This window comes from Burkholderia sp. MSMB0856 (assembly GCF_001524645.2).
Taxonomy (GTDB): Bacteria; Pseudomonadota; Gammaproteobacteria; order Burkholderiales; family Burkholderiaceae; genus Burkholderia; species Burkholderia diffusa.
Genome location: NZ_CP013427.1, coordinates 2,203,313 through 2,229,556, shown reverse-complemented (window position 1 = coordinate 2,229,556; position 26,244 = coordinate 2,203,313). Strand labels below are relative to the sequence as shown.

Annotated in this window: 27 protein-coding genes and 1 tRNA gene; 11 read left to right on the top strand and 17 right to left on the bottom strand. The window is 62.8% G+C overall.

Translation table 11 applies throughout. The features are described from left to right. Positions 1–117 precede the first annotated feature (117 nt). Positions 118–810, bottom strand: a complete 693-nt coding sequence (locus WS87_RS11520; RefSeq protein WP_059815694.1) for a peptidoglycan DD-metalloendopeptidase family protein — start codon at positions 808–810, stop codon at positions 118–120. A gap of 136 nt (positions 811–946) precedes the next feature. Then, a complete protein-coding gene (locus WS87_RS11515) occupies positions 947–1,858 on the bottom strand; it encodes an aldose epimerase family protein (RefSeq protein WP_059815689.1) in 912 nt (303 codons plus the stop codon). A gap of 484 nt (positions 1,859–2,342) precedes the next feature. Here WS87_RS11515 and WS87_RS11510 point away from each other — a divergent pair, with 484 nt between their 5' ends. Both WS87_RS11510 and WS87_RS11505 read left to right on the top strand, forming a co-directional pair. Beyond that, complete coding sequence (locus WS87_RS11510) at positions 2,343–3,173, top strand: undecaprenyl-diphosphate phosphatase (protein WP_059506104.1); 831 nt, start codon at positions 2,343–2,345, stop codon at positions 3,171–3,173. 173 nt (positions 3,174–3,346) lie between these two features. Beyond that, positions 3,347–3,423 (top strand) — tRNA-Arg (locus tag WS87_RS11505). A gap of 208 nt (positions 3,424–3,631) precedes the next feature. Here WS87_RS11505 and WS87_RS33570 read toward each other — a convergent pair. The 3 genes from WS87_RS33570 to WS87_RS11490 all read right to left on the bottom strand — a co-directional run bounded on the left by WS87_RS33570 (position 3,632) and on the right by WS87_RS11490 (position 5,946). Next, positions 3,632–4,333 (bottom strand): HIRAN domain-containing protein, encoded by a 702-nt coding sequence (locus WS87_RS33570; protein ID WP_159085666.1) that lies wholly within the window; start codon positions 4,331–4,333, stop codon positions 3,632–3,634. Then, positions 4,330–5,283 carry a HipA domain-containing protein gene (locus WS87_RS11495; protein ID WP_159085665.1) on the bottom strand — a complete coding sequence of 318 codons (954 nt, stop codon included), beginning with the start codon at positions 5,281–5,283 and terminating at the stop codon, positions 4,330–4,332. Before WS87_RS11495 ends, WS87_RS33570 begins: the two co-directional genes overlap by 4 nt. 117 nt (positions 5,284–5,400) lie before the next feature. Then, a complete protein-coding gene (locus WS87_RS11490; protein ID WP_059815678.1) occupies positions 5,401–5,946 on the bottom strand; it encodes a YfbU family protein in 546 nt (181 codons plus the stop codon). A gap of 124 nt (positions 5,947–6,070) precedes the next feature. Here WS87_RS11490 and WS87_RS11485 point away from each other — a divergent pair, with 124 nt between their 5' ends. From WS87_RS11485 to WS87_RS11465, 6 genes are all read left to right on the top strand, one after another. Further along, positions 6,071–7,219 (top strand): AlbA family DNA-binding domain-containing protein, encoded by a 1,149-nt coding sequence (locus tag WS87_RS11485; RefSeq protein WP_059815675.1) that lies wholly within the window; start codon positions 6,071–6,073, stop codon positions 7,217–7,219. A gap of 346 nt (positions 7,220–7,565) precedes the next feature. Next, on the top strand, positions 7,566–7,739 hold the full coding sequence (locus WS87_RS33955) for a hypothetical protein (protein ID WP_179952334.1): 174 nt from the start codon (positions 7,566–7,568) through the stop codon (positions 7,737–7,739). Beyond that, complete coding sequence (locus WS87_RS11480; protein ID WP_159085664.1) at positions 7,732–8,067, top strand: hypothetical protein; 336 nt, start codon at positions 7,732–7,734, stop codon at positions 8,065–8,067. Before WS87_RS33955 ends, WS87_RS11480 begins: the two co-directional genes overlap by 8 nt. Next, on the top strand, positions 8,060–8,308 hold the full coding sequence (locus WS87_RS11475) for a hypothetical protein (RefSeq protein ID WP_159085663.1): 249 nt from the start codon (positions 8,060–8,062) through the stop codon (positions 8,306–8,308). The genes WS87_RS11480 and WS87_RS11475 overlap by 8 nt, the downstream gene beginning before the upstream one ends. 506 nt (positions 8,309–8,814) lie before the next feature. Beyond that, a complete protein-coding gene (locus WS87_RS11470; RefSeq protein ID WP_082750557.1) occupies positions 8,815–9,885 on the top strand; it encodes a tyrosine-type recombinase/integrase in 1,071 nt (356 codons plus the stop codon). A 67-nt stretch (positions 9,886–9,952) separates the two neighbouring features. Then, positions 9,953–10,315 carry a hypothetical protein gene (locus WS87_RS11465; protein ID WP_059815656.1) on the top strand — a complete coding sequence of 121 codons (363 nt, stop codon included), beginning with the start codon at positions 9,953–9,955 and terminating at the stop codon, positions 10,313–10,315. Between the two features lie 399 nt (positions 10,316–10,714). Here WS87_RS11465 and WS87_RS11460 read toward each other — a convergent pair whose 3' ends face one another. The 12 genes from WS87_RS11460 to WS87_RS33565 form a co-directional block, all read right to left on the bottom strand. Further along, positions 10,715–10,996, bottom strand: coding sequence for a hypothetical protein (locus WS87_RS11460; RefSeq protein WP_059815652.1), 282 nt, complete (start codon positions 10,994–10,996; stop codon positions 10,715–10,717). 45 nt (positions 10,997–11,041) lie between these two features. Continuing rightward, positions 11,042–11,962 carry a hypothetical protein gene (locus WS87_RS11455; protein ID WP_059815651.1) on the bottom strand — a complete coding sequence of 307 codons (921 nt, stop codon included), beginning with the start codon at positions 11,960–11,962 and terminating at the stop codon, positions 11,042–11,044. Positions 11,963–12,105: 143 nt separating this feature from the next. Further along, entirely contained in the window at positions 12,106–13,092 is a 987-nt protein-coding gene (locus tag WS87_RS11450) for an SET domain-containing protein-lysine N-methyltransferase (protein ID WP_159085662.1), read from the bottom strand. A 333-nt stretch (positions 13,093–13,425) separates the two neighbouring features. Then, on the bottom strand, positions 13,426–14,070 hold the full coding sequence (locus tag WS87_RS11445; protein ID WP_236873185.1) for a recombinase family protein: 645 nt from the start codon (positions 14,068–14,070) through the stop codon (positions 13,426–13,428). A gap of 1,227 nt (positions 14,071–15,297) precedes the next feature. Beyond that, a complete protein-coding gene (locus tag WS87_RS11440; RefSeq protein ID WP_159085661.1) occupies positions 15,298–17,535 on the bottom strand; it encodes a VapE domain-containing protein in 2,238 nt (745 codons plus the stop codon). A 39-nt stretch (positions 17,536–17,574) separates the two neighbouring features. Continuing rightward, complete coding sequence (locus WS87_RS11435; RefSeq protein WP_059815638.1) at positions 17,575–18,210, bottom strand: hypothetical protein; 636 nt, start codon at positions 18,208–18,210, stop codon at positions 17,575–17,577. Next, positions 18,207–18,422 (bottom strand): hypothetical protein, encoded by a 216-nt coding sequence (locus WS87_RS11430; RefSeq protein WP_159085660.1) that lies wholly within the window; start codon positions 18,420–18,422, stop codon positions 18,207–18,209. Before WS87_RS11430 ends, WS87_RS11435 begins: the two co-directional genes overlap by 4 nt. 145 nt (positions 18,423–18,567) lie before the next feature. Continuing rightward, positions 18,568–18,822, bottom strand: coding sequence for a helix-turn-helix transcriptional regulator (locus WS87_RS11425; protein WP_236873184.1), 255 nt, complete (start codon positions 18,820–18,822; stop codon positions 18,568–18,570). Positions 18,823–18,888: 66 nt separating this feature from the next. Further along, positions 18,889–19,713, bottom strand: coding sequence for a hypothetical protein (locus WS87_RS11420; RefSeq protein ID WP_059815631.1), 825 nt, complete (start codon positions 19,711–19,713; stop codon positions 18,889–18,891). Between the two features lie 3 nt (positions 19,714–19,716). Then, a complete protein-coding gene (locus WS87_RS11415; RefSeq protein WP_059815629.1) occupies positions 19,717–19,926 on the bottom strand; it encodes a helix-turn-helix domain-containing protein in 210 nt (69 codons plus the stop codon). A gap of 297 nt (positions 19,927–20,223) precedes the next feature. Beyond that, positions 20,224–21,486 carry a tyrosine-type recombinase/integrase gene (locus WS87_RS11410; RefSeq protein WP_059815626.1) on the bottom strand — a complete coding sequence of 421 codons (1,263 nt, stop codon included), beginning with the start codon at positions 21,484–21,486 and terminating at the stop codon, positions 20,224–20,226. A gap of 316 nt (positions 21,487–21,802) precedes the next feature. Then, on the bottom strand, positions 21,803–22,126 hold the full coding sequence (locus WS87_RS33565; RefSeq protein WP_059815623.1) for a hypothetical protein: 324 nt from the start codon (positions 22,124–22,126) through the stop codon (positions 21,803–21,805). A 42-nt stretch (positions 22,127–22,168) separates the two neighbouring features. On the opposite strand from WS87_RS33565, the gene WS87_RS33560 reads away from it, so the two are divergent. The 3 genes from WS87_RS33560 (at position 22,169) to WS87_RS11390 (ending at position 26,213) form a co-directional block, all read left to right on the top strand. Then, positions 22,169–22,498 carry a recombinase family protein gene (locus WS87_RS33560; RefSeq protein ID WP_236873183.1) on the top strand — a complete coding sequence of 110 codons (330 nt, stop codon included), beginning with the start codon at positions 22,169–22,171 and terminating at the stop codon, positions 22,496–22,498. A 1,026-nt stretch (positions 22,499–23,524) separates the two neighbouring features. Then, positions 23,525–25,231 (top strand): ShlB/FhaC/HecB family hemolysin secretion/activation protein, encoded by a 1,707-nt coding sequence (locus tag WS87_RS11395; RefSeq protein ID WP_059815615.1) that lies wholly within the window; start codon positions 23,525–23,527, stop codon positions 25,229–25,231. Positions 25,232–25,310: 79 nt separating this feature from the next. Continuing rightward, positions 25,311–26,213: a hypothetical protein gene (locus WS87_RS11390; protein WP_059815613.1), complete on the top strand. Its 903-nt coding sequence runs from the start codon at positions 25,311–25,313 to the stop codon at positions 26,211–26,213. The last annotated feature ends 31 nt before the right edge of the window (positions 26,214–26,244 follow it).

Below are 26,244 nucleotides of genomic sequence, written 5' to 3'. Positions count from 1 at the left end.
GTCCGGCCGGTTCACCGGCCGTCTGCGCAAGCGCTGACACGACCTTCCCGATCTCCCTCGCGACGACATGCGATGCATGCCGGCATCGCGTGTCGTCCTCCTTCGGCGGTGGCGCGCTCAGCGCGCCGGCAGGTAGCGCGCCGGATCGATCGAGCGGCCGCCGTAGCGCAGCTCGAAGTGCAGCGCGACGCGATCGCTGTCGCTGTTGCCCATCTCCGCGATCGTCTGCCCCTGCGTGACCGACTGGCCTTCCCTCACGAGCAGCGCACGGTTGTGCGCGTAGGCCGTCAGGTAATCGGCATTGTGCTTGAGGATGATCAGGTTGCCGTAGCCGCGCAATCCGTTGCCCGCATAGACGACGGTGCCCGGCGCGGCGGCCAGCACCGGCGTGCCCGTTACGTTCGCGATATCGATGCCCTTGGATTTCGAGCCGTCGAAGCTGCGCACCACGTTGCCGGCGGCCGGCCAGATCAGCGCGATGCTGGTGGCCGGCTTGACGGCCGATTCGACCGGCGCGGAAGGCGCGGGGCGGCTGCGGCCCGCACTGCCGGTGCCGGTGGTCGACGCGGTCGTCGTGCCGGGCGGCGGCGCGATACGCAGCACCTGGCCGACCTCGATCGCGTCGGGATTCGCGATCTGGTTCCAGCGCACGATGTTCGCCATCGACGTGCGATTCTCGCGCGCGATCTTGTAGAGCGTGTCGCCGCGCTCGACGCGGTAGTAACCCGGGCCGACGGGTGCGGAGCCGCACGCGACGAGCAGCGCGGCGCAGGCGGCCGCGAAGAGCCGCTTCGTTGTTGTTCCGAACATTGAACCTCGCAAAACCCCACCGCGCGGGACGCGGCAGGCGATACAAAACGTCCGATTTTAACGGGTTCGACCCGAGCACCGCAGTTTCGGGCCGCGGGCGCGGCCGGCGCGCACCGGTTCGCCGATGCGGCCGACGTCAGCCGGCGAGCGGCAGCACGCGAATCCGCAGCGTGGCCGTTTCGGTCGCGCCCGGTGCGAGCATCCGCAGCCCGAGGCCGTTGTGGATCGCGTCCGGCAGGCCGAGCCACGGCTCGACGCAGTAGAAGTCCGATTCCGGCTTTTCCGTCCAGGTCGTGACCGCGTACCACGGGATCGAGCCCGGGACGTCGAGCGCGATCTCGATCGTGCGGCGGCGACCTGGCATCACGATGCGCACCGGCGTGGAGGGCGCGCCGTCGAGGCAGTGGAAGCGGTCGAGAATGTCCGGATCGCCGAGGCTGTACGATGCTTCGCCGGGCTCCAGCGGGCTGATCGAGCCATCGGCGCGCTGCATGCAGCGGCGCGTCGGCGGCAGTTCGAGCGTGGTTTGCGCGCGCTCGCCGTGCGGCAGCGCGAAGTAGAAATGGTGGCCCGCGTAGTAGGGCAGCGGCGTGTCGCCGCGGTTGGTCGTGGTGAGCGCGACGTCGAGCGTGTGGGCGTCGGCGAGCCGGTAGGTCGTCTCGAACCGGAAATCGAATGGATAGCTGTCGCGCAGCGCGTCGTTCGCATCGACCGTCATCGACAGCGCGGCGCCGTCGGCCGACGGTTGTGCCGAGAACGGCAGGTCGCGCGCGAAACCGTGCATCGGCAGGTCGCGGACCACGCCGGCGGCATCGCGCCAGCGGCCCAGTTCGCCGTCGACGCGATGGCGGCCGAGGAACGGGAACAGCAGCGGATTGCCGCCGCGCACGCGCGCGAGGTTGCTCCAGTCGGCGGCTTCCGGCCAGAAAATGACCGGCTCGCCGTCGACGTGCCACGACAGCAGGCGGCCGCCGAATTGCGGGGCGACCCGGACGAGTGACGAGCCGGCGTGAAGTTCATGAATGTCGTGCTGCTGGAAGATCGGCATGGCGAATCGGTATGAACGGGTGGGCGGGGTGCGCGATGGCGCGCTCCATTATCGGGCCGCGACGCGGTCGGGGAAAACCCTTCTCGGGAAATCGCGAGTTTTTCAGACTGCCGACGGTCTGGATAATGCCTGTAAACCGGTGATGTTGCCGGGTCATGACACTTCGTGGAGGGGGCCATGGATCTGGCAATGGCAATGGGAATCGCACTGTTCGGCATGTTCACCGGCAGCACGGTATTGTTTTTCTATCAGCTCGGCCGCTGACGGCAATTTCTGCCGGAATCGAAAGGCCCGCCATGCAAATGGCGGGCTTTTTGCTTTCTGCGCGCTTACAAGTTGCAAGCGTTTGTGTGCATTGCCGCAATAACCGGCCAAATGCCTTGGCGCAGTAATCCTGGCTGGGCATAATCGGGGCGCGTTTTTCGGACGCGCGATGCGTCGTCCGCTTTTCTACCCGATTGATCACCACTAAAAGGACCGACGCGTGAGTCTCTGGTTTCTGGTATTCCTGAGCGTCCTGCAGGGCGTCACCGAACTCTTCCCCGTCAGCAGTCTCGGCCACACGCTGCTCGTGCCGGCGCTGTTCGGCATGCACATCGACAAGCACGCGCCGCAGTTGCTGCCGTTCCTCGTGGCGCTGCACCTCGGTACCGCGCTCGCGCTGCTTTGGTATTTCCGCGCGCGCTGGATCGCGCTGATCAGCGGCTTCTTCGCGCAGCTCGGCGGCCGCAAGAACGACGACGGGCACCTGATGTGGGCGCTGATCATCGGCACGATCCCGACCGGGATTGTCGGTCTGCTGCTCGAGAAGCGCATCGAGCGCGTGTTTCACGACCTGCGGATCGTCGCGATCGCGCTGATCATCAACGGCGTGCTGCTGTGGATCGGCGATCGGATCCAGCGCAGCCGTGCACACCAGCCGCCCGAAAAGATGACGTTCAAGCAGGCGTTCTTCGTGGGCCTTGCGCAGATCGGCGCGCTGATTCCGGGTTTCTCGCGCAGCGGGCTGACGATGATCGCCGGTAACGCGGCCGGGCTGACGGCGGAGAAGGCGGCGGAGTTTTCGTTCCTGCTCGGCACGCCGATCATTTTTGCGGCGGGCGTGCTCGAACTGCCGAAGCTGTTCCATGCGCGCGACCAGCTCGCGGACGCACTGCTCGGTGGCGTGCTGACGGCAATTGCCGCTTATCTGAGTGTGCGGTTCTTGATGCGCTATTTCGAAGGGCGCGGGCGGCTGGCTTCGTTCGGCTTGTATTGCGTGATTGCCGGGGTGTTTTGCCTTGGGTGGTTCATGCTGCATCCGCAGCCGGTTTGATGGTTGCGGCGCCGGTCGCGCGTCGCGCATGATATGACGCGATGATCGGGTATAATTTCGGGCTCGGCTTCATGCCGGGCCCGTTTCGTTTCGGGGCTTTGAGTGCGGTTTGTGCTCGAAGCCTTTCGCGTCAAATGCGGCCCGGGTCGTGTGGCCGTGTCTTTTCCCCTCGACCGCCCTTAGCTCAGTTGGATAGAGCAACGGCCTTCTAAGCCGTAGGTCACACGTTCGAATCGTGTAGGGCGGGCCAGTCTCAGCGCTTCAAGACCTTGCGGGGTTACGCCGGGGTTACGTCAAAGGCCCCGTACATGCGATCTCGGGTAGCCCCCGACGACGACCGTTCAGCCCCAGTTTTAGCGAACATGAAACGAATCGAGCCCGAAATTTCCCCGGGCTCGTGGTTGTGCGGCAGCGCAAATGTGGTATGGGCGGCGATGGCGGCGGTATTGCGCCTCCCGTCAGCGATATTCCAGCCGGACATACACCAACGGCCGATCAGGCTTGCCGTTAAGACGTTCCACATGAGCGGACAAATTGCCTGTCGATGCCCATTTTGCAAGGCGCTTTCGAAGCGCACGGTTAATGTAGCCAAGCGGTCGGCCACGATGGACAGCGAACACGGCGTCTTTTTCGACTGGATTCTCGCGGTCAACTGCAAACTGCACTTCATCTCCGACAGAAACGCCGGAAAGATTGAGGCCATACACATGGCGCGTGCCGGCAAGTTCGGTGATGTAGTCGAACGGCCCAGGTCGGTCTGGGAAGTCCGGCACGAGCGCGAATCCGTCGCTTGGAAGCGCGGCGCCTGTGTAACCAAGCAGTGCGAGATCCGACAAAGGGAATGGGTCGGGTAGGCGATGCTTCGCTAAAAAATCGCTGAAGTCTTCGCGCCTCCGGGGCGGCAAACGACGCATAAGCGCCTCGACGACCCCCTGTCGATGCTCGGTAGCGTTGAGCCGGAAGGCAGGATAACCGGCGAACCCACACGCCAGCGCAGCCTTGAAGTCGTCGGTGCCGCCGAGGTACCGAAGGACCACGTCGTTTCCTTCCGCCTCGATTTCTGCCACAACCCTTCGTGTTCGAGCATGCGGCTCTGACGCCGGTGGCTGCCATGTGAGAAGCAGCTTACTCGGCTCTCGGATGTAGGACAGCTTGTTCATCGTACGATCTCTTGCAACAGTGAAATCCGACGGGTGAGAAGCCTTCCGACAAAGCGGGCACGGGCTGGGGACAGGGGAAGGTCCCCATCGAGCTCCATCAATTCGTCCAAAATTCCTTCCACAGCTCCGTCCAACAAGTTTAAGCGTTGAGCAAGAATTGCGCGCGCGGTAGGCCACTGCTCCAGTATGTAGGCGACCAATTCAGCATGCTTGGCCGACGAAAATCCGTCTGCAAGTGTCTTTCCCATATGATGGGTGCCACGGCTGATGTAGCGTTCGTAATCGCTGTCGCGCCAACCGGCGATTCGCTCGACGAAGCGCTCGTGGCCAAGGCTTGTGCCGTTGTCGAACAGCGGCGCTAGCGTGCAGATGAGTCGATCTGCCTCGGGGTTTGTAAAGACGAACCCCCAATTGTCTTGGTGGCGGTCCGTGTTCCCGATCACAGCGTCGAATAGTGCCATGTCCGCGAGCCACTGCCGCCAGTCGCCCTGCAGGAAACGCGGGATAGCCAAGGCCCGTATTAGCGCGACGGCGTCAACGAAGTTGTGCTGACGCCCTTGTTCACGGTCAAAGTCAGGGTTTCGCGCCTGCAGGAAATCGCCCGCGTGGACGAAACGCTCATTATCGTCATAGAACCATTCGATCAGAGCTGCGGAGTGGCCGGTACCGGAGTTGCTCGCGGCCAACGCAGGCGGTACTAATACCCCCATTTGGCAGCCGATCCGATAGGCAATCACTTCACCCCAGAATTGATCCGGATAGCTTCGTTTGGACCGCTTGAACAGATAGCGTCGCGAGGGAATCAAGCAGGGGTCGCTAGGTTCCGTGGGCGCGAACACGGCTTCCTTCGCGCGAGCACCTTGGGGGAACACACCGAACTCAGCGTCTGTTTCCCAGTGCACGACATCAATAATTGCCCGCTGTCGACGTGGTTCTATTGATTCGACCATCAGTGGAGTTCGAGAGGATGCAACGCATTGTTCTGCCGTACGCACGGCGGTTGGGGCTCGGAGCCACAGCGTCTGATGCCGCGAAACCACTCGGGGCGCGGCATCGTTTCGCGGTGTTTAGTCGCTCGCCTTCCTGGTAAGAATTCGGATCAACTCATTGGCGCTAAGATCGCGTGGACTGCCGAGCTTGGCGCGGATCGGTTCAAAGACCTTGAGCATTTGGCCATATCGATGAATGGTCGGCATGTGCGAATTGAATGCACGCCCCTTGAAGTTCGTGAAGCGATCCAGTTTCTCGACCAAGAATCGCGCGATCGACATGTGTTCGGTTTCGTTGTTTCCGTCGAAGCCCTCGAACCTCGGCGGAATAAACGGTGACGCTTCAGTGTCCACACGTGTTTTGTCTTGAGGTGACAGTCCTGCGTAACCGCGTTCGATAAACGTCCACATGTCGAGTACGTCGACAACGAAGGACACTTCCGGAGGACTCGGGTCGCCGCTATCACCGAAGATACCTTGGTATCGCCACTCGAACGCCCAAAGATGGTCATCGAGTATGGCATCCTTCACGAAACCTGCGTCGACTTCGCCCTTCATTTTCAGGTGCTCCTGGATCTCGCACAGCATGATCGTGATCAGTTTTTCCGCATTCGTCATCTGCATGGAAGGTCATCCTCGAGCGGTTATAGGAGATGCAATTGTATAGGCAGCGCAATGACTTCGGCCTGAAGCGCAAGCAATAGGATGCTGTAACATTGCGCCGAAAGACACCAATCGGAGCCGAGCAATGCTGGGTAAAGCTGACTTGCGCGACGTAACCTTCGCCGACCTTCTGGCGCTCAAAGAAAATCAGATTCCAGAGTCGCACACGCTCGATTTCAAGCGCGATTTCCCGACCGAGAAGGACGCGCGGGTAAGTCTTGCTGCCGACGTCGTGGCATTCGCTAACACTCGTGGTGGCGATTTGATCCTAGGCGCCGACGAGGAGGGCGGGGTCATTTCCCGGTTCGTGCCGATCGAACTTCAAAACGTAGACGCAGCCTTGCGCTCGTTGCAGTCAACGCTGACAGACCTCATCGAGCCCAAGATCCCTGGCGTCCATCTCGAGGCCATTGCGGTTCCCGATGGAGGCTATATCGTCATCGTGCGCACGCCGTCCAGTTTCCAGGCACCTCATCGCGTGCGTAAGAGTGGCGCTTTCTACACACGCACTTCGACCGGTATCGATCCGATGGACATTACGACACTTCGCAGCGCATTTCTTCAAAGTGCCACGGCGACCGAAAGGGTGCGGGCATTTCGGGAAGATCGCGTTATCGGACTGCGCCAACGACCGTTGTCGGCACCTCTTCGGAAGGGTGCCGTCAGTGTGCTACATATCGTGCCGATCGCATCCATTCTCGGAGCATTGAATTTCGACATCAACAGTCTTCACGGAGTAGCGCAATTGCTGCGGCCGCCTGTAGTCGCAGGTGGCTGGGGTGCTCGTATCAATCTGGACGGAGCCATGAGCATCTCGGCGGTTGAAGAGACGTTCTCGTATACGCAGCTTTTCCGGAACGGGAGCATTGAGACAGTGATGCCCGTGCAATCAAACCACTCATCAGTGGCATGGGTTGGGGCGCTCGAAGATGCACTTGTCACGGAGCATCATCATCAAGCGCTCGTTGAGGCGCATACAAAGCTTGGGGTTGAAGGTCCGGCGTTCGTGATGCTCTCGTTCGTTGACATCGGAGGAGCGCAGTTGGAACAGAGCAATTCTGTGGCGGCGGCAATATACGGCGACGCGGCAGTGGTGCCCGCATACTATGCAAATCTCGCATTGCCTGAGCTGTTCGTGGAATCATTTGTCACTTCGGCCGCCAATATTTATGGTCCGCTGTTTGATATGGTATGGAATGCGGCTGGGCGGCCGGCACGGCCTCAAAGGCGATGATTCTCGTGATACATCGGTTGCGCTTAGTAATGGCGTGAACCGCCGAGACGCGCAAATATTTGCGCGGGCCGCTTGACGCTCGTTCATTGCAGACCTATTCTGTAATCGCCGCTGAGACAACAGCGGCCGGGCCTGGAAACCCGGAGAAACGTGGGCGGACAACCGCCGCTAGGCGGTATTTTTTCGTCCGCTGTATCATTGCGCCCTCAGTTTATGGGTGGGCCATGGTAGGGAGGCGCTCGCGCCTGCCGGTGCCTACGTTCCGGTTTTCCAGCCTTGTCATGTGCCTGCCCACCCCGTCTGGAAACGGAGCGGTAGGCTCTTACAAAACGTAGGAGTCCACATCATGGCCCCCAAGGCATCCGCACGCCTCGAGCAAGCGCAGTCTCGCCTCGAAATCATCCGCAACGCACTGCGCGCCGCCGCACTCGCGCCGTCTGACCGTGACGCGCTCGATGCGACCGGCGACGCGCTGCGTCAACTGGCCGACCTCGCTCGCATAGAGGCTGGCCATGCCTAAGCAGCCCAGCAATACGGCAGCAACAGCCATCGTCCTGACGCATCCGATGTTCGATCGGCCGCCCGTCGTCAATCCGCGTCGGCGTGGGCGGCGCGGCGAGAACGTGTTTCCGTTGTGGAAGCCGACCGTGCGCGAAGCGGTGCGCCGCGTCCGCGACATTCAAGAATTCAGCGCTGTGGCGTGCTGCGCGCGCGCGTGGTGCGTGACCCACGAGCAGGCGCGCGAGCGGATCGCAGCCCGCGTTGCTTTCGCACGTCTCAGTGGCCGACGGATTGATTTTCACGAGGCAGCCCTGTGCCTCGCCGATAGGGAGGCACGCTATGTCTGAGCTACCAGCATTCATCGAATCCGCCGACGGCGGTACCGTAACCGTGGTCACCGTGCATGAGAACACCGATTTGCGCGAATTCGCGGCGAAGCGTGCGGAGCAGCTCAAAGAGCTGATCCAACTGGCCGAGGACTGCGATGAAAGCCACCGCCCGTTGGTCGCCATGCTGATGGCAGAGATCGGGCGCGAAGCCGCGGCGCTGCTTCGTGCCGTGACCTGCGACGAGGTGTGCCGTGCGTGAGCAATTCGCCGGCGTGGCCGGCCACAACTACGCGAAAGGCGAAGGATGGATGACATCGACGACGTAGTGCGACGCCTTCGCCATCGCGCGTCGAGCAGTCGAGCTCAGGCGCGATCGCTCGACGCACAGGCCGCTGATGCTCTTGATCGACTGCGGCAGGAGAGCGGGCGGCGAGCCCCCGATCCAGTGTGCAGCGAACAGTACGGTGTGGGCACCGCGGCGCTCTCGGGAGCGTCTGACGGACCTCCGATGACTGAGGGGCCACCAGGCACGTCAGCAGCGCCCGAGGGGGCGCCTCGCGTGCCGCCGATGGCCGACCGGGCCCTGAACCTCAAGGAGGCCGCCGAGCTGCTCGGCGTCAGCTATGCGACGGCGTACGCGCACCGGAAAGAACTCGGCTTTTTCCAGGTGGGCTCCGTGTGGCGCGTATGGCCCGAAAAACTGCGGGAAGCGACCAACCAGCAACCGCCGGACCGGCCGGCGCAGAAAGAGCAGGAGAGCAAGCCATGCCAATCCGAAAGCGTAAGGGCTCCGACGCGTGGTATATCGATTTCCGCGCGCCAGGCGGCGGCCGAGTTAGACAAACTTCTGGCACGACCGATAAAAAAGAAGCGGAAGAGCTCGAAGCCAAGCTGAAACATGAGGCCTGGCGTGTGGCAAAGCTGGGGGAGCGGCCGCGTCGCACGTTCGACGACGCGGCAGTGCGCTTGCTGCAGGAGTGTGCCGGTACGTCCGACTACACGAACAAGTGCATCCACATCCGGCACTGGCGGCAGCACTTCTCAGGTCGGTATCTGGATTCCCTGAAACGCGACGAGATCTTCGACGCACTGCCGCAGCGCAGCAGCCGCGCGAAGGAGCCGCGGCCGCTATCGAGCGCCACGAAGAACCTCTATCTGTCGACCCTGCGCGGGATGCTGAATCGTGCGATGCGCGAATGGGACTGGATCGACAAGGTGCCGAAGCTGTCGGACCTGCCGGGAAAGCCGAAGCGGATCCGCTGGATCACGCGCGAGGAAGCGCAGCGCCTGATCCACGCAATCCGCGCCGACTGGCTGCGCGATGTGACGATCCTGGGCTTTGCTACGGGCCTGCGCCGCGCGAATCTGCTGAATCTGGAATGGTCGCAGGTCGATCTGGTGAATCGGCGGGCGTGGATCCACCCGGACCAGGCCAAGGCCCGGAAGCCGATTGGCGTACCGCTGAACGATGACGCCGTTGCGGCTATCCGCAGGTGGATCGGCAAGCACCAGACCCGCGTGTTCGCTCGGAACGGGCGTCCAATCGAGAGCTGGAACAATGAGCAGTGGCAGCGCAGCTGCGAGCGCGCCGGCATCCAGAATTTCCGGTTCCACGACGTGCGCCATACGTGGGCCAGCTGGCACGTGCAGGCCGGCACGCCGTTGAACCGACTCATGGAGCTGGGCGGATGGTCGAAGTATGAAATGGTGCTTCGCTATGCCCATCTCGCTCCAGATCATCTCGCCGCGCATGCTGCGGCCGTGACGATCTGGACTGGCGAGAAGTCGACGGTGGGTGAGGGGCCGCAATCGGGGCTGCGACTGCTGGCGGGGTAGGCAATCACCCGGTGGGAATTCCGCGTCGCTGCAGCTATCCTTCCTTTTCCCACTACGGGGGACCATCATGAAAAAGATAATCGGGGTAGTACTTATCGGCGGTGCTCTTGTCGCGTCCAGCGCGGCGCGCGCAAATTGCTTCGGCAGCTCGGCAATGGAGACTTGCACCGACGCGAGCGGCAATTCGTACAGCATCAATCGGATGGGCAACATGACCACGGTGAACGGTTACAACGCCCAGACCGGTAGCTCGTGGCGAGAAACGGCCAACACGTTCGGCAACACAACGACGATCAACGGCACTGCCGCGAACGGCCAGAGCTGGAACGAAACGATCCAGAATTTCGGGAGCGGCAATCGGTCGATGTCCGGCATGGATTCGAACGGGAATTCGTTCAGCCGCTACTGCACGGCGTACGGTTGTAACTGACTCGCAACTCGGGCGCGCGCCATGCTTGGCCGTGCGCGCGCACCGACGAACCTTGCGAAACGCCGCACGGCGTGACAGTAGATCGCCGCTGCACGCTACTTCGGTGACTTGCGGTCGGTAGATCGAGCGACCCAGCTCGTTCGAGCGCGGGAAGTTCTGACTGCTGCCCGCGGCACGCCGGTCGCCGCGGAGGGGAAAACGGGCCGCGTGTCCTGATGCACGGCGGTCGCCGGCGCCACAATCCGGAGCAGTGCTGCCGCGATCGTGGGCATCGGAAAGGTAACAGCGTAGCCGGGCGGCGTCGTGTGTTGGGTTCGAGGCGTCGCGCAGCGAGATCATGCGATCAGGGAAGGTGATTCAGCGCCTCTTTACGGCAGTTGGCACCTCTATACCTGACCGCTACTGTATCGTGCCCGTGCCGCCACCGAACGGGAGCCCCTGCTGCAGGCAGAAAGCCTGAGCGTTGGCGCAACCCTGTTCGGCGTTCGCGACCACGATCTTGTTGTAGATGTCGCGGACGATGTTGGGGTCGACCTGCCCGGCGAGACGGGCCAACAGCCCGTTGGCGACTGCGAAGGTCAGCGCGTTCCAGACGAATTCGTTTTCCGTCGCGGTCAGGCTGACGGTGGCATCGACGAACCATATCGGGCGTGTCTGCTGCTCGGCGTCGTTTGCGTTCACGGCGGATCCTTAAAACGTATAGTTGGACAGCGTCGGACCGTAGTCTTACCCCATCGTGAAGCCGTACGAATTCCCGCCGCCCGAGTAGTACGGGCTCGACGTGAATGCACCGCTGAAATCGCCGCCGCCGAACGATCCGGTCGTACCGTTGAAGAAGTTGCCGAAGCCTCCGGCATTCTGGATCGCGGAACCTAGCCCCCCGATACCGCTGGCCAAGGACGACCCGAATGATTGCGCATTATTGGCTTGCTGTTGGTATGGCACCGCCTGTGCGCCTTGCCCGTAGTTCATGTACGGGATGGTCTGTCCTTGGATCGATTGCGCCGACGACAGCGGGCCGCTCTGCAGCTGCGACGCGAAGGTGCCGGCGAGCGTGCCCGGCAGTGCGGCGAGGCTTCCCGCCACCTGGTACGGAACCTGACCGGACTGGAGCATGTACTCCGGCGCCAGCGTCAGCGCATTCGCGCCGGCCTGACCGTAGCTCCCGGCTGTGTTCGCAGCGTTGGCGTAGCCCCCCAGACCCTGCAGCGCGCGCGACAGCTGGTTGTTCTGCCAGTCGATGTTGAAGTTCGACAGCGCCTGGTTCTGCACGCCGGCGCCCGCGGCCGACGAACCGAGTCCGTACATCGAGTTCGTTGCGCCCGTTTGCTGCGTGAGCTGGTTGAGCGTGCGATCGTAGAGCGCGTTCTGCGGATCGAGGCCCATGTTGAACACCTGCCGGCCGGCGCCGAGCAGTTGCTGCTGCGTGGCGAGGTCGAGGTTTCCCAGCCCCGTCAGCGCGTTACTGGCGTTGGCGTATCCAGTGCCCGCCGCGTTCGCCGCGTTCTGATAGCCCGTGCCGTACAGGTTCGTGCCGACGCTCAGGCCCTGCCCGAGTGCCTGCTGGTAGTACGGGATCATTCCGGCGATCTGCGACTGAACCGCGCCCGATTGGTTGAGCAGGTTCTGCCAATCCTGGTCTGCCAAGGCGAGGCCGCTGGGCACGTAGTAGGATGGGCCGCCCCCACCGCCGCCGCCAGAGGTACCGGGGGACATGAGGCCCGAGACGAGCGAGCCGCCTATCCCTGCTGCGAGGCCGCCTGCGATTGCGCCAGCTGAAATTCCTGCGCTCATGCCGCGCTCCCGATTGGTTTGAATCCGGCGCCGTTGACCTGCATTGCTTGTCGGTAATCGACCGTCACTTCATCGCCGCGGCGGATCGGCAAGCACGCGTGCGCCATCAAGTCGCCGTTGGGCAGCGCAACGAATCGGCAATTCGGAATGCCCGAGTGGTTCAGGTACCGACCCGCCGGCGTGCGCTTCTCGCCGATCCGCGCGGGCGCGATCAGCTCGCCTTCGGCGAAATCGCGACGCGCGAACATACCGAAGCCGTGAATCGGCGATGTGCGGCGCTCGAGCGCGTCGACGCTGGCAGGCATCGGGATCTGATCGGACTGGTTCTCTACGAGGCGAGTCACGAGCTCCTGCGTGAGGCCGTACTCGTCGAGGAATGCGGCATAGTCGTCGCGTGCGACCTGCGCGAGCATCTGCACGTTGTTCGCGCCGCCCATGAGCTCGGCCGTGGTCGACTCGGTGATTTCCTCGATGAGCTTGTCGATGTCGGTCGTGTCTGTGGCGTGATAGGTCGTCCAGACCGTTTCCTCGATCGCATAGCCGACGCGTTTGGCGCCTGGCTTGGAGACGATCGTGCAAGGCGCCTCGAGCTCTTTCATTCCCTCATCGGTGGACACGATGATGCGGCCTTTCGACACCGTGCACAGGTGCTCGTGGCGATGTACCGCGCCGGTGATCACGACGCCCGCCGGGATCGTCATCTCGCGTGCGGCCATGCCGGGAGCGAAGTAGTGCCGCACGGGGCAGTCCACTTGCGGCAAGCGCTGAATCTCGCGCTCGAGCGCCTCAACTTTCTCGCGCGTGATCTTCGGCCTTGGTCGGTCGAGCATCGAGAACGTCACGGTGACGGCTGCGTTGATGGCGGATTGTTTCACTCGGTCCTCGTCAGTGGTGCGTGACCGCGCGCCATGTGGACGTACGGTCATCGGTCCTTCGACGCTACGATTTTGTTGCGGTTTCCCGCGTGCGCGGACGTGTGTCACATATCGCGCACGCGAGCGTCGATCGCTTGACGGTACATTGTTTTCCTCGATTCCACGCGTGCGCGAATGGGCTATACGCGTGCATGCGCGTGCGATACGCCGGTGCGGATCTGATGGTGGGAACGAACAGCGAGCGTGCAGGTGAACTCGCAATTTTTTGCAGGTTGATGTTTTTCCGACGCGCGGATGGGTGTGGGGGCCCGCGAAATTTCGTCACCCCCGTCCGTGGGGCCCCGTGTGGTCCCAGAGTTTGGTTTGCGCGGCCGGCGCGCCGCCGCGCTCGGCGGGCGGGGTGCGCCGGGCCCGCGGCGTTGATGGGGCGGGGCGGGCCGACTACAGCCGCGCGAGCACCCGCTGCAGCTGCGCGAGGGACCACTGGCCGCCGCGCGCCGTCCTGATGCCGAGATTGTTCAGCTCTGCCACCATCGCGCGCTGTGACAAGCCGGCGGCGCGGAACCCGCCCAGCACGCCGGCCAACGACCCGGCAAACGCATCAGCGGCTCCCTGGCGGGCTTCGATGTTCCGCTTGAGGTTCTGGGGTCCAGTCGCACCCAGAACGACGCCACGGGCCTTCGCCGCGGCCAGCGCGTCCTTCGTGCGTTCGCTGATCCGTTTCGCCTCGTGCTCGGCGAAGGCGGCCATGATGTGGATCGTGAGTTCGGTAGCCTCCGGCATGTCGGCCGCGACGAACTTCACCTTGCTTTCCATGAGCCCCGAGATGAAGTGCACATTGCGTGCGAGGCGGTCGAGCTTGGCGATCAGCAGTCTGGCGCCGTGCTTGCGGCACATCTCGAGCGCCGCGCGCAGCTGCGGACGCTTGGCGAGCGCGTCGGCACCTTTGCCGGTTTCGGTCTCCGTGAATTCGCCGACGAGCTCCCAGGATCCACCGTTTAGGTACCGCGTGACTGCCTCGCGCTGCGCGTCGAGGCCCAGGCCGCTCGCGCCTTGCTTCGCTGTCGACACGCGGTAGTACGCCACGAATTTCCCGTTTGCCATCACGCCACCCCGCTTTGACTTCATTTAAGAACGAACGTCCAATGTGTAGTCAGTTTACGAGAGAAGCTGCGAGAAGGCAAAGTAATAATATGGAGTCCGATGTAACTGGATGAGATTTGTATGCTTCGTGAAAGGGGCGTGTGCCGGCGTGTCGCGGTTCAGCGGATAGCTAGCACGAGATTGCCAGTAAGGTGTGCTGGGGTTTTGCCGCGCGACCGACAGGTCGGGGCAGGGGCCTCCTGCCAGTTGTCTTGCGGGAAGGCGTTGCGGGGGGGCGCACTGGGCGCGCTGACGGGCCCCGGGGTGCCTGGATAATGCATCAGCGCGGGGGTGTGCCCGACGGCGCTGTCGGCCGTGGCGGCGCGCAAGCGCTTGCCGAGCGCGTGCGGCTCCGCAGTGCTATCGAACCGTCGACAAGCGGTGCGTGAGCGGGGACGCGATCAGCGGCAGCACGGTCGCGGCGGAGTGCCCGGGGGGTTCAGAAGCTGCTCGAGCGCGATCTGTTCATCGAGCGGACACAGGCTCGGCTGTCGCGCTCGAACGCGGCCGGCGCACGCTCGCCTGGGTCGTCCGTCGGTGCTGTTCGATGCGCAGAAGGGGAAGTGAAGCGGCGGCTCGCCGTCGGCGAAATGGGCTTCGGCGTAGCGCGGGCGCTCGGCACGGCGCGCCAGGTCATCATGCGCGTTCGCGATCGGCTCAGCGCCTGAGCCGCCTTCCGTTCGAGCGCGGCGGCGGCGCGCGATGGCGGTGTCGTATCGGCCGTCTCGAGGCGCCGCGCAATGGTGCGGGCCTGCTGCACGGCGGCCCCGTTGCCGATGACCGGACGGCGGCGCGACCGCCGCGGCCCGCCTCATGCGTGTTTTTCAGACGAGCGCAGGTGGCTCCGGCGCCACCTTCACCCGACCGGGATGAGGCTTCCGGGAAAGCCTTTGCGCTACGCGCGTGCGCGCGAGAGGGGGATCCGTCCTGCACGGGCTGGCAAAGCCCTACCAGCACGTGGGGCGACGTCCGGTCGCAATCTGCAATTTTCCGCGTGTTTGCTATGGGACCGCCCGGGACCACCGGGACCCCTGTTTCGGAAAACCTTCCTGTACCGCCTATACTTTCCGCGCGTGTAATAACTATAAAGGCAGTCCTGGTGGTCCTAGTGGTCCTCATCCAATAGGGGCAAGGGTTCGGCAAAGGACCACCCGCATTTTTCGGGATGGGCTAGATGGTCCCGCTCGTCCTCTCCCATACTCGAATGCGGCGCGAGCCATCGTATCGCCGCGCTCGGCTATACCCGAGACTCTGCAAACATTTGCCAATCCGCATTTCTTCGCGCTTTCCCAGTCTCTTTGTGTCGAGTGAGAGCGCGCCGCCGGCAACTTCATGGACTTGCAGAAACTTGCGCATTCCCGGCATCTGACCGCCGTCGAACTCATCCGATGTGACGAGCCATTGTGCAATGACGGGCATCCAGGGGTCAGTGATCTTGTGCTGCGCGTGCACCGTGCGTGCCAGCACTTCGGCATCGCGCCAGTCGATACCAATCAGCTCAAACGCATCGCGGGCTTCCGCCCACAGCTGCAGGCAGTCGCGGCGCACCGCATCGACGTCGCACGACTGAACGCTCACGGGGAGCCACCGGCGTTCACCCGAATCGTCGTCGAGAAATTCGTCCTGGTTTGTCGTCCCGACGAACAAGAAGCGCCGTGCGAAGGTGGTATTGAATTCCTTGTACAGCGCGCGCCATTCCTCGTGGGTCCGGCTGATGAACGCCTTGATCGACTCGGCGTCGCGCGAATGCAGGCCGCGCAGTTCGCCCAGCTCGATCACCAGGCGCCCGCGCATGCGTCGGCTCGCTTCTGCATCCCGGTCGGCCAGATTGAGCTCGGTGTAGAAGTCGAGCGCCGGCGCCAGGGCCTTCACCGCTCGCGTCTTGCCGATCCCCTGCGCGCCGATCAGCACGGGCACCATGGGGGCCTCGCAGCCTGGCTCGAGCACGCGCCCGGCCAGCGCCGTCCACATGTACCGCGACACCGCACGGGAATATGGCGTGTCTGTCGCGCCCATGTAACGCGGCAGGAAGGTTTCGACGCGCGGCTCGCCATCGTGGCGCAGCGACTGCAGCCAGACCTGTGCCGTGTCGAATTGCTGCTCGTGCGCGACGAGCCACACCGCATCGCGCACGAGTTCCTTCGGCGCCTTTTTGAATCCGAGCCGCTCGAACTGGATCTGCAAGCGGGTGTAGTCCTCGTCGCTGAACGTCCGCCATTCGTCCGCGCCGGGGCGCGACAGCACCAGCTCGGAGCGGAACTGGTCCCATCGAATGTCGAAGCCGACCTCGAGCGGATCCCGAATTGCCGTGGACGCATTGTCCGCGGTCGCCTCGATTTTCCCCTGCTTGTCGCGCACGTAGCGGGGCCGCGCGCGCTCCGATGCTTCCGCCGGCAGCGCGTCGAATTCGTCGACAGTCGGCGCGCCCCAGCCGTAATGCCGCGCGGCAGCCTCCAGGGTATGCACCGTGATGCCGCCGTCGCGATCCGTGACGCTGTCATATCGCTTTTCGACGTCGGCCGGGTTGTACTTGGTCGAGCGCGCCGCCAACCGATGCGCGAGAGCGCGGCCGTCTTCGGAGCCGTGGCAGGCGCGGTGAATGGCGATGATCAGGGAGAGGTAGTCCCGCCCGTCTGGGCCGCCCTCGTACGGCAGTTCGTCGACGCCGGCGTTCGGGATCGCATCGACCATGGACGCGACATGCGCGCAACCGACCGGCGCGGCGGGCGGCGCGATCGCCTCGCGCGTTTCCAGCGGCGCCGCAGGCACCGGGCGGCTCGCCGGCCACTCCATCGAGAGAATCCACTCGCGCGGCATGTCGTCGAGCTCGAAAGGGTCGAGGGGCACCGATTGGCCGCCGAGCGGCAGAAGCACCATGTGTCCGAAATCGCTGCACACGTCTTGCTTCGGGAATATTTCGACCTGGCGCGCGGCGACGCCGCCCGTACCGTCCTCGAAGCCCGCGGCGGCCAGAGCGGCGCGCAGGAGGACGCGGACACTGCGCGCATCCTGTGGTGCGTCCCAGAGGACGTATACGTGGATCCCCGCGCCGCCCGACGAGCGGAACGGGATAGGGCGCAATCCGCGCGTTTCCGCTGCAGTGATGATCGCGAGTGCAGCAGCCTGCATGTCGGGCCACGGCGTCGTGCCCTTGTGCGAATCCAGATCGAACAGTGCGAGCTGCACGTGTGGCGACCCAGGCTGCCCGAAGTAGACGCCGCGCCGAGTACCGCCCGCCACGTGCTCGCGCAGCAATGCATTGGTGAGGGGGGCTTTCCTGCACTGGTTGCCGCTGGCGCCTCGCACGCCATGAACGTCGCGGCGGGCACGAGTAAGGATCGGCGAGAGCGCGTCGACGTACGGTTGCCAGTCGTTGACAGGAAGACAATTCGGAGTACTATTTTGCACGTTAAGCCTTTTGGTTCGTTTTTGCCGACGACCATCCTTTCAAGCTCGCGTTGCTTTTGCCGCGAGCTTTTTCTTTATGGCGCAGGGAAACTCGATCGGCAAAGGGGTCACCGCCTGAAACATCCGACGTCGTTCCGTGGGGAGCAATTTGCCGGTGCGCGCCAGGTGCGCTCGCAGGAGATCGAATACCGTATCGTGCGCATGTAACCGGGCCGCCGCGGTTTCCTCGGCTAGCGCGAGCGTGACGCCATCTTCCAAGCTCGCCCACTCATCAATCTGAGCGCAGATGTCGCTGGCATACAGCAGCTCCCCAACACTTCCGCACGGGTGATATCGACCGACGCGCTGCTCAGCGGCGCGTCCGCCGAGTGTCACTACCACGCTCGCGAGAACCAATTCCGGATCCTCGTGCACCTGGAGCGCATGATTTGCCCGCGGATGCTCGAAGTTGACGAAGCCGTGCCATTTCCCTGACGTGTGGCGCTGAAGACGGATGTCAGTGAGCCGCCAGCCGAAGGATGCAGCCATGATTGCGTGGCCGGCTTCATGGGCCGCTGCCTGCGCGCGAGTTGCGGGATCGTCGCCGTGCAGCGCACGAAGTCGCTCGAATTCCGCATCGTACCGGGACGCGCCGACCACGGGCCGGTAGGGATCGAAGCTCGCGGCCCGGATCATGCATTCTCCCGGTCGAGCAATTCGTCGAGTTCGTCGACAGCTGCGAACGTGCCGGCCGCCAGCGCAAAGTCGAGCAGTTCGTCGGGATCGTCGCCGGTGAGCTCGTCCGTGTAGTCGTGCAACGGCACATGATCTGCGCCCACCGGCGTGACCAGGACACAGAAATCAACGCGCGGACCGCTTTCGCGAAAGCGCTCGAAGAGTTGCAGCATGCACGCATCCACGGACCTTAGGGCAGCGGTGTGGTTCGCTTCTGGAATTGCTGCGGCCATCGGCACGGTACGAGCGGGCCCGACAGCGACGAGCTTGTGAGTGTAGGGCGGCACTGCCGAAGATTGATGTGAAAGGCGACGCATATCATTCGGCCCCGGCGGTTTCGATGTGGTCGGCGCGATAATTGGCCGGGTCCGCCAGCCATCGCGCAACTTCGTCATTCGAATACACCACGAGCCGGCGACCGAGGCGCATCGGCTGCGGCGCCCGGCCGGCCTTGCTGAGATCCCGGAAGTAATCGGGGCTACACGCCATAAGGTGCTCGAACTTTCCCAGTCGGCTGTGGCCGCCGGGTGGCAGCAAAGGCTCTTGGCTCTCGTTTAAAGTAGATGCTTGCACGGCTGTGACCCTCCGTAGGGCTGTGAATGGCGATGGGTTCAGGCTATTGCGGTTTCCCGAGCCTGTTCACGCCTCAAGGTGGTCCGGAATGCTTTCGACGACCGCACGCACCGCGGCGAGATCGGCGCGTGCCTGGGCGCGTTTGTCCTCCAGCTGTTGCCAGACAGGTTCGGTAGCCTCATAGACTTGGTATTTCGTCATGGCGATGTGGCCGCGCCGCGCGAGCTCGCGGACGGCGGCGCGATGACCTGCCAACCGAACCGCCTTTCTTTCTGCAGTGCAGCCAGCCCCGTTACCGATCAGCCAATTCCATGCGGGTAACAGCGCAGCTGCTTCCGGCGCCAGGCGCGGTCGCATTTCCCACTCTTCTCGCGGGCGGAGACGGGCGCGCATGTATTGAAGGCGTGACCGTGGTATCCCCGTTGCGTCGGCCAGGTCCTGGTCGGTCATCCGCTTCCCACGGCACACCTTCCAGATTTCCTGCAGCGTTTCGACGGGGGGCGTGCGAGCATCGATCGCTTCGTCGTGGACGTGCCAGACGGGTATAGGGATCACGACGTGCTCGTGCGTGACGCCGGCCGCGCGCGAGATCCGCGCCATCGAGAAAGGGCACTCGGCAAATACCATCACGTCCGTCTCGCCGGCGGCGTCCGGCATGGAGTCTCGAGAGATCAGCACTCCGCCGCCCGAGCGCCAGCGCTCGAGCTGCGCGGCCGATTCGGGTACCCATGATGCGTAGCTGTAGATCGGGGCGACGCCGAGCCGCCCGCTCCGGAAGAAAGGCGGCCGCAGAGACGCGTAGCTGCGGCAGCAGGTTACGTGCGTGAACGCTTCGTGCGCTTTTCGGATCGACGCTGCGACGTCGCTCGTGCGGTAAAGCTTCGCGGCCATTGCTCAGGCCTCCACCACGCGCGACGCGATCCAGGCGTCGAGGTCCTTGAGCCTGTAGCGAACGCGCCCGCCGATCTTGACGAATGGGATGCGTTGATGGCGGTTCGAACGCCACTGCTCGAGCGTTCTGGGGGCGATGCCGAGATAAACGGCGGCCTGATCGGTCGTCAGGACCGCGGGCGAGATTTCCTGCGTGGCGGTGAGGGTCGGCATGGTGACGTGTCCGTCTGGTTGCCATGCCGCAAACGAAAAGGGAGCAGGCAGTGGCAACTGATTGCCACATCTGCTCCCGTCCGATGGAAGTGTCACGCCGCGTTCTCGATGGGCTTCAGCGGATGTGAAACGCTGACGTACCACCGCGCACGGAAGGGCCAGTCGCCTTCCGCTCGACCACGGACTTTTTACCGCCCGGGATCCGTGCCCCGTCGCTTGATTCTAGCGAAATCGCGCGAGGTTACAAGCGCGAGATAGAAAATCGATGAGGTGCGGACAGCGGCCGTCCCCAGTTCATCAGGATTGTGATTGCCCGCGCGGAGTCGGCAGCGCTCCGGAATTTGCCGCGGCCGCGGCGATCGCGTCGTGAGCAACCTGCACGACGCTCGCGACCGCTTCGGTTTGGAGCCGCGCATAGACCTGGGTTGAGCTCGCATTCTTGTGCCCGAGCGCCCGGCCGATCGCCGGCAGCGAGACGCCCGACATCGCGAGCCAGGACCCGAGCGTGCGCCGCAGATCGTGCAGCCACAGGTCGTCAATCCCCGCGCGGGCGAGCACTCGCGCCCACGCGTTACGGGGGCAGGTGACGTGCCCGCGGCGCCCGCCACCTGGGAAGACCCATTCCTGGCTTTCCTTTTCGGCACTGCGTGCCCGCAGCGCCGTCAGCGCGGCCCCGACGATGGGCAGCACGATCGGATCGCCATTCTTCGCGCGCTCGCCAGGCACGGTCCAACTGCCGGTGTCGAGGTCGAGATCCTGCCATCGCATCGCCTCGACAGCGCGGCGTCGATAGCCGACGTAGAGGAGCACGGTGAACAGGTCGCGCCAAGGCTGTTCTTCGGCCTCGAGCGCGGCCAGGAAGCGCGGTAGCTCATTACCCTTCACGAATCGGTCGCGCTCGTGCTCCGGGGCAAACGTCACGCCGATGGCGGGGTTCTCGGTGACGATGCGATGGTCCAGCCCGTAGCCGTAGATCGCTCGCACGAGCGCAATCACCTTGTTGCCCGTGCGCCCCTTGCCGGCGGCGCAGATGCGGCGATGCAGCTGCGCGAGCATGGAGACGGAGATCTCGGACACGCGCTTGCTCGACCAGTCGACGCCCTCAGCCGGCTTCTTCCGCTCGCGCGAGTGCGCTTTTCGCGGCGCGTCCGGGAGTGGGCCCAGATACAGCTCCCACAGACCGCTGATGAGGTCGGGGCGCTTCTTGCCGGCGGTAATCCGGTCCTTCAGGTATGCATCGTACAGCTGACCAAACGTCATTTCTCCGCGCACCGCGCGGCGCGCCGCCGCGGGGCTTTCCGCCGAAGCCAGTTTCGCCACGAGCCCAGCAGCCTGGCGCCGAGCTTCGTCGACCGTGATGTCGGGCCAGCGACCGATCGTGATGCGCTCGGGCGATCCGTTGCGCACGCGGCGGAACACGCTGAACGTGCGCGCGCCGCCGGCGGATACCCGGAGATGCAACCCGGGTTGCTTCGCATCGCGGTAGTTGGCTCGCTGGCCGGCGGCAGGAAGCGGAAGGGCGCGAAGCCGCGCTTCGGTGAAGACGAAAGAGGTTTCCATAGCTCTGCGGGGTTACGCCGGGGTTACGAAAAAGCGTGAAAATCCCGTGGTCGGCGGTAGTTTCGAGGAACTATGGTATCCGGAAGTGGTTGAAAAATATAGGTTTAATGAAGGGTGGTGAGTTGCGGTGAGTATAGAGAAACGGCCTTCTAAGCCGTAGGTCACACGTTCGAATCGTGTAGGGCGGGCCAGTCATTCCATCAACGGGTTGCGCGTCGAGCGCACTGCTTGGTTGCACTCCGATCAGCACGCGGAACTGCACTCACTGTGCTCAGAGTGTGCTCGGATTTTAGCCGACGCGTGGGCTGGCGGGTTGTCAACTGCCCTCGACCTTCTGCTGTTTCCCCATGAGAGTGGGGACTTCCTGACCTTTGCGTATGAGCTTGTGGCGAATTCGGTTTGGCTTGTCGAGTTCGTAGAGGATCGCCCATCCGTCCAACTCGGCGCTCGCGACGCGCTCTGCATTGACCCATCTCAACTCTATGCCTTCTGCGTTGCATTGCTTCTGGAACCCGGACTTCTCAAGCCACTCCCCATCTACCAGCTTGTCCTTTACCACCCACTCGAAGAATGCCTTGATGTCCTTGGCTACGTTGTAGACCAGTGCGTAAGGTATCGACGTGAACAGAAATTCGAGCATTTGTATCTCCGTACAGAAGTCGCCGATTCGCGGATTGTAGTCGTGCTGGATTTGCCCGTGCAGGAGGTGACGAGCGCGGCGGGCGATCTCATCCTGCGCATGTTCGCTGCGTCCGCGCAGTTCGAGCGCGACTTGATCGTCGAGCGGACGCATGCGGGGCTTGAACGAGTGCTGGCGGAGGGCCGCGTTGGCGGCAGGCCCGAGCGCTTCACGCCGGATGAGAAGCGGACGATTCGGGCAAGGCTAGATGCGGCGGCATCGGCGCGTTCGCTGGCGAAGGAATACGGCACAACGCACGTGACCATCATGAAGGCGGCGCAATCCGCGATTGCTGCCGGTCCGACTGGGGCCGAAGGAGTCACTCCCGAGTAGGGCGCTGGCATCGCACGTACCACAGTAACGCGCGGGTGCATCTTGGCGGATAGACCGGGCATCACCTAACCGACGCGGGCCAGCACGCGCGCAGAGTACCGCAAATGACCATGAATCAAACGAGCATCCTCGCTATCCGTAACTCGAACATCGACGCCGCAGAAGCCTGCAAGGAGGGCGCAGTCTTCGCTGAGGTGGCCAGACCGCGTGGGAATTCATCCGTCAGCATGTCTGCCCGGAGTGTGGCCTCTTGAACGCGAAGGGCGCTTTCGTCGTCGGATATGAGGACCGTGCGACCGAGCTGGCGAATGCTGGCGAGGATTGCTATGAGACGCTGTCGGACCAAGCGAATCAAGATTGATGAGGTTTCCGTGAAAAGTTGCGGCCCGAAGCTCGCCGGGGTCTGCACGATAGAAATAACCGGAAGCAAATTTGATGCGCTTATTTTCGGGTAGTTACGTCACTGGCACGTACGCATAAGCCCCGTGCGCGGGTGGCCTTGCAGAATCCGTTGTAGATACGCGACACGCTGACGCGTGCGTTTATCGTGAATGAAACTGCATTTCAATGCATAACAAAACGGCTGAAAATGTTAATTTAGTCAAGTTTATTTTTTGAGCGAAATCGTCTAAGCGATCGAATTAGCTGGGAAGGACCAGTCGGTGACTACCCGGAAATTTGTTCGGGGAAGTGGCGCTCGGTAACGGCGAGTCTTGATTTTGCAGAAAATGAAGAGAAGGAATGTATGTTTCTGTGCTCCTGAGTCACCGAAATCAGCAGGGAGGAATCGCATTTTTAGTGCCTTTGAGTGTTCGGGTGATTAACCTATATAAGTGTTTCTAATTGTCAAGTTTGATTGGTTGATTCCTAGTGCTGAAATGAACGATCTCGGCCCAAGAGAGGAGGCTGATACATCATCGGAGTTAAGCGGTCAAGCGATCAGACGCCTTTGCAATCCCTGACAATGCGCGGGCGATTATTTCGATAAATTTCGGCGTGAGAGACCAATCATTACGCCGCTAACAAGTGAAGAAACGAGAAACTTCGGCAGCGTTGATTTCGGCGTTGGCGAGCGTTTCTGCGCTAGCCCAGGGCGTTCCGCCATCCGAAACTACGTCCGGCCCGCAAATTCAGCGTTTGCAGCAGCAGCAACTCGAGGCCACCAAGGAGCTGAATCCGCGTCCCAAGGTGCTGACACCCACCGGAGAAAAAACTTCGGCGCCCAGCGTCACGAGCCTGCCCCTCGATAACCCGTGCTTTCCGATCAAGGAAATCGCGCTGGAAGACAATGCGTTCGGCTGGCTCGCGCGTTTCCTTCAACCGGTCGTGGGCCAGTGCGTCGGCAAGACCGCACTCAAGCAGATCCAGGATGCAGCCAACAATGCGCTGATCGAGCGCGGTTACGTGACGTCTCGTGTTCTCGTGCCGACGCAATCGTTGCAATCGGGCACGCTGACGCTGCGCGTTGTGCCGGGGCGCATCAGCGAGGTCCGAGCCGACAAGCCCACGATTGGCTGGTTGCGCGCGGCGCTACCCGTTTCGGCCGGGGCGCTGCTGAACCAGCGCGACATCGATCAAGGGCTCGAGAACCTGCGTCGTCTTCAATCCCAGTCCGATGCCACGTTCGACATCGTGCCGGGTCTGAATCCTGGGGACTCCGAACTCGTTTTTCACCCTGGAACCGGCAAGCGCTGGCATGCCGTTATCGGCACGGACAACGCGGGCCTCGATTCCACGGGCAAGTACGAACTGTCTGGCTCGTTCACGTTCGACTCGCCGTTTCACCTCTACGACCAACTGCAAATTGCCGGCACGACGAATGCCAACTTTGGCGCATCCGACAAGGGCAATCAGTCGGTGTCTGCCAACTACAGCGTGCCGGTTGGCTATGCGATGCTGACGTTGAACGCGAGCCGCTCCCGCTATAAGCAGACGGTGGCTGGCTTCGATGCGCCGATCGAATACAGCGGCGTGCAGTCGCAGCTTCAGGCCGGCCTGTCGGGTGTGATCTATCGGAACGCGCACGCGCGTACGGAGCTTCACGGCAACGTATTCCACAAAATCAGCCGCAACTCGCTGGATGGTGTCGATCTTCCCGTGCAGCATCGCGACATCATCGGCTACGAGCTCGGCATCGCGCATCGCCAATACATCGGTAACGTTGTCCTCGACGGCTCGTTCGCCTGGCGCGCATCGCTTCCGGGCCTGTCCAGCAATTCAGGCACGGTGGTTGGCACACCCGATTTCGACGGTAAGACACAGGTGGAGTTGGCGAGCCTCAGCGCCCAAGTCCCTTTCAAGATCGGCAGTCAGACGTTCTCGTACCAGTTCGGCTGGAACATGCAGAACGCACGTACGCCACTGACCCCTTCCGACTATTTCACGATCGGCACGCGTTACGCCGTTCGCGGCTTCGATCAGCAATTGACGCTGGCAGCAGAGAGCGGCTGGGTCGTTTCTAATGAACTTGATTGGTACGTGCCGACGCCGCTTGGCACGCAGGCGCTTTATGCCGGCGTCGATGCCGGGCGCGTGCGCGGGCCGGCCTCGGAGTACCTGCTTGGCGAAACATTGGTCGGCGCCGTAGTTGGTGTGCGCGGCAATCTCGCACCGAAGAACGTGCTCGGTGCCGCACTGAACTACGACGTGTCGCTTGGCTTCCCGCTGTCGAAGCCGCAGGGCTTCAAGACGAGTTCGCCGACGCTGCTGTTCCAGGTCAGCACGTTGTTCTAAGCAGTAGGGGTGAACCGAGCGCAACGACATGTTGCGACTCGGTGATTTTGTCGATCGAGTAAGAGCAGAAGGAAAGACTATGCAGAACGTGTATGAGAAGCGTCGTGTTTTTCAAGCCGTAACGACAACGTTTGCGGTGGTGGCCGCACTTGGCCTGAGCGCATGTGGCGGTGGTGACGATGGTGGCAGCGGTAGCAGTGCCGCATCGAGTGGCGCGTCGTCGAACGCAGCGCCGTCGGGTAGCGCGTCGTCTTCGTCGGGGATTCGTGTGGAAGGGCAATCGCAATCGATCTCGAGCCAGGTTTCAACGGTTCGTGTCCTGATACCGCCCGCGTCGTGGAACGGCGGGCAGATGCCGAACGGGAATTACACGCTGGCGGCCCTTTCTCAGCCTGTATCGACGCTCAAGGAGCAGGCGCCGGGTGCGTATATCGCGATTCCTTATGGTTCGTCGGGCACGATCAAGACGCTGACGAAGGGCGTCGTGACGGACCTCGCTGGAAATGGCGACATTGCGATCGGCCGCTGGGCGGACGGCACCGATTCGTCGGGCGCTACGTATAACGCGAATCAAGGCCAGGTCTGGGCAGTCGGCGTACCGGTTGCAATTGATGCGACCTCGCCTGTGCAGATGCAATGTTCGCTCGCCTTTGCTACACGTCCGACGTCGGCGGATGGCAATACGGCGCCGGGTTTGCTGACTGGCGCCACGGCGACGCTGACGAGCGGGACAAACACGTTCGGCAATACGGCCATCAACTACACGCTGAATCTGCAGTACTCGATCGGCAATGACCAGAACCAGTCGTTCGTAGGAACGTCCTCGGTCGGCCTCACCGAACTCAGCGCCAAAACGAAGTCGACGCTGATGAGCACGGTCATGGGTTCGGATGCGAAGCAACCGTACCTGATCGTGTCGTACGGTATCCCGGCAACGACGACGGGCAACATCAACGGCTTGGTGGCACTGAGCTGCAAGTAACGTGAGTGGGGCCGGTCGTTTGCGCGATGTG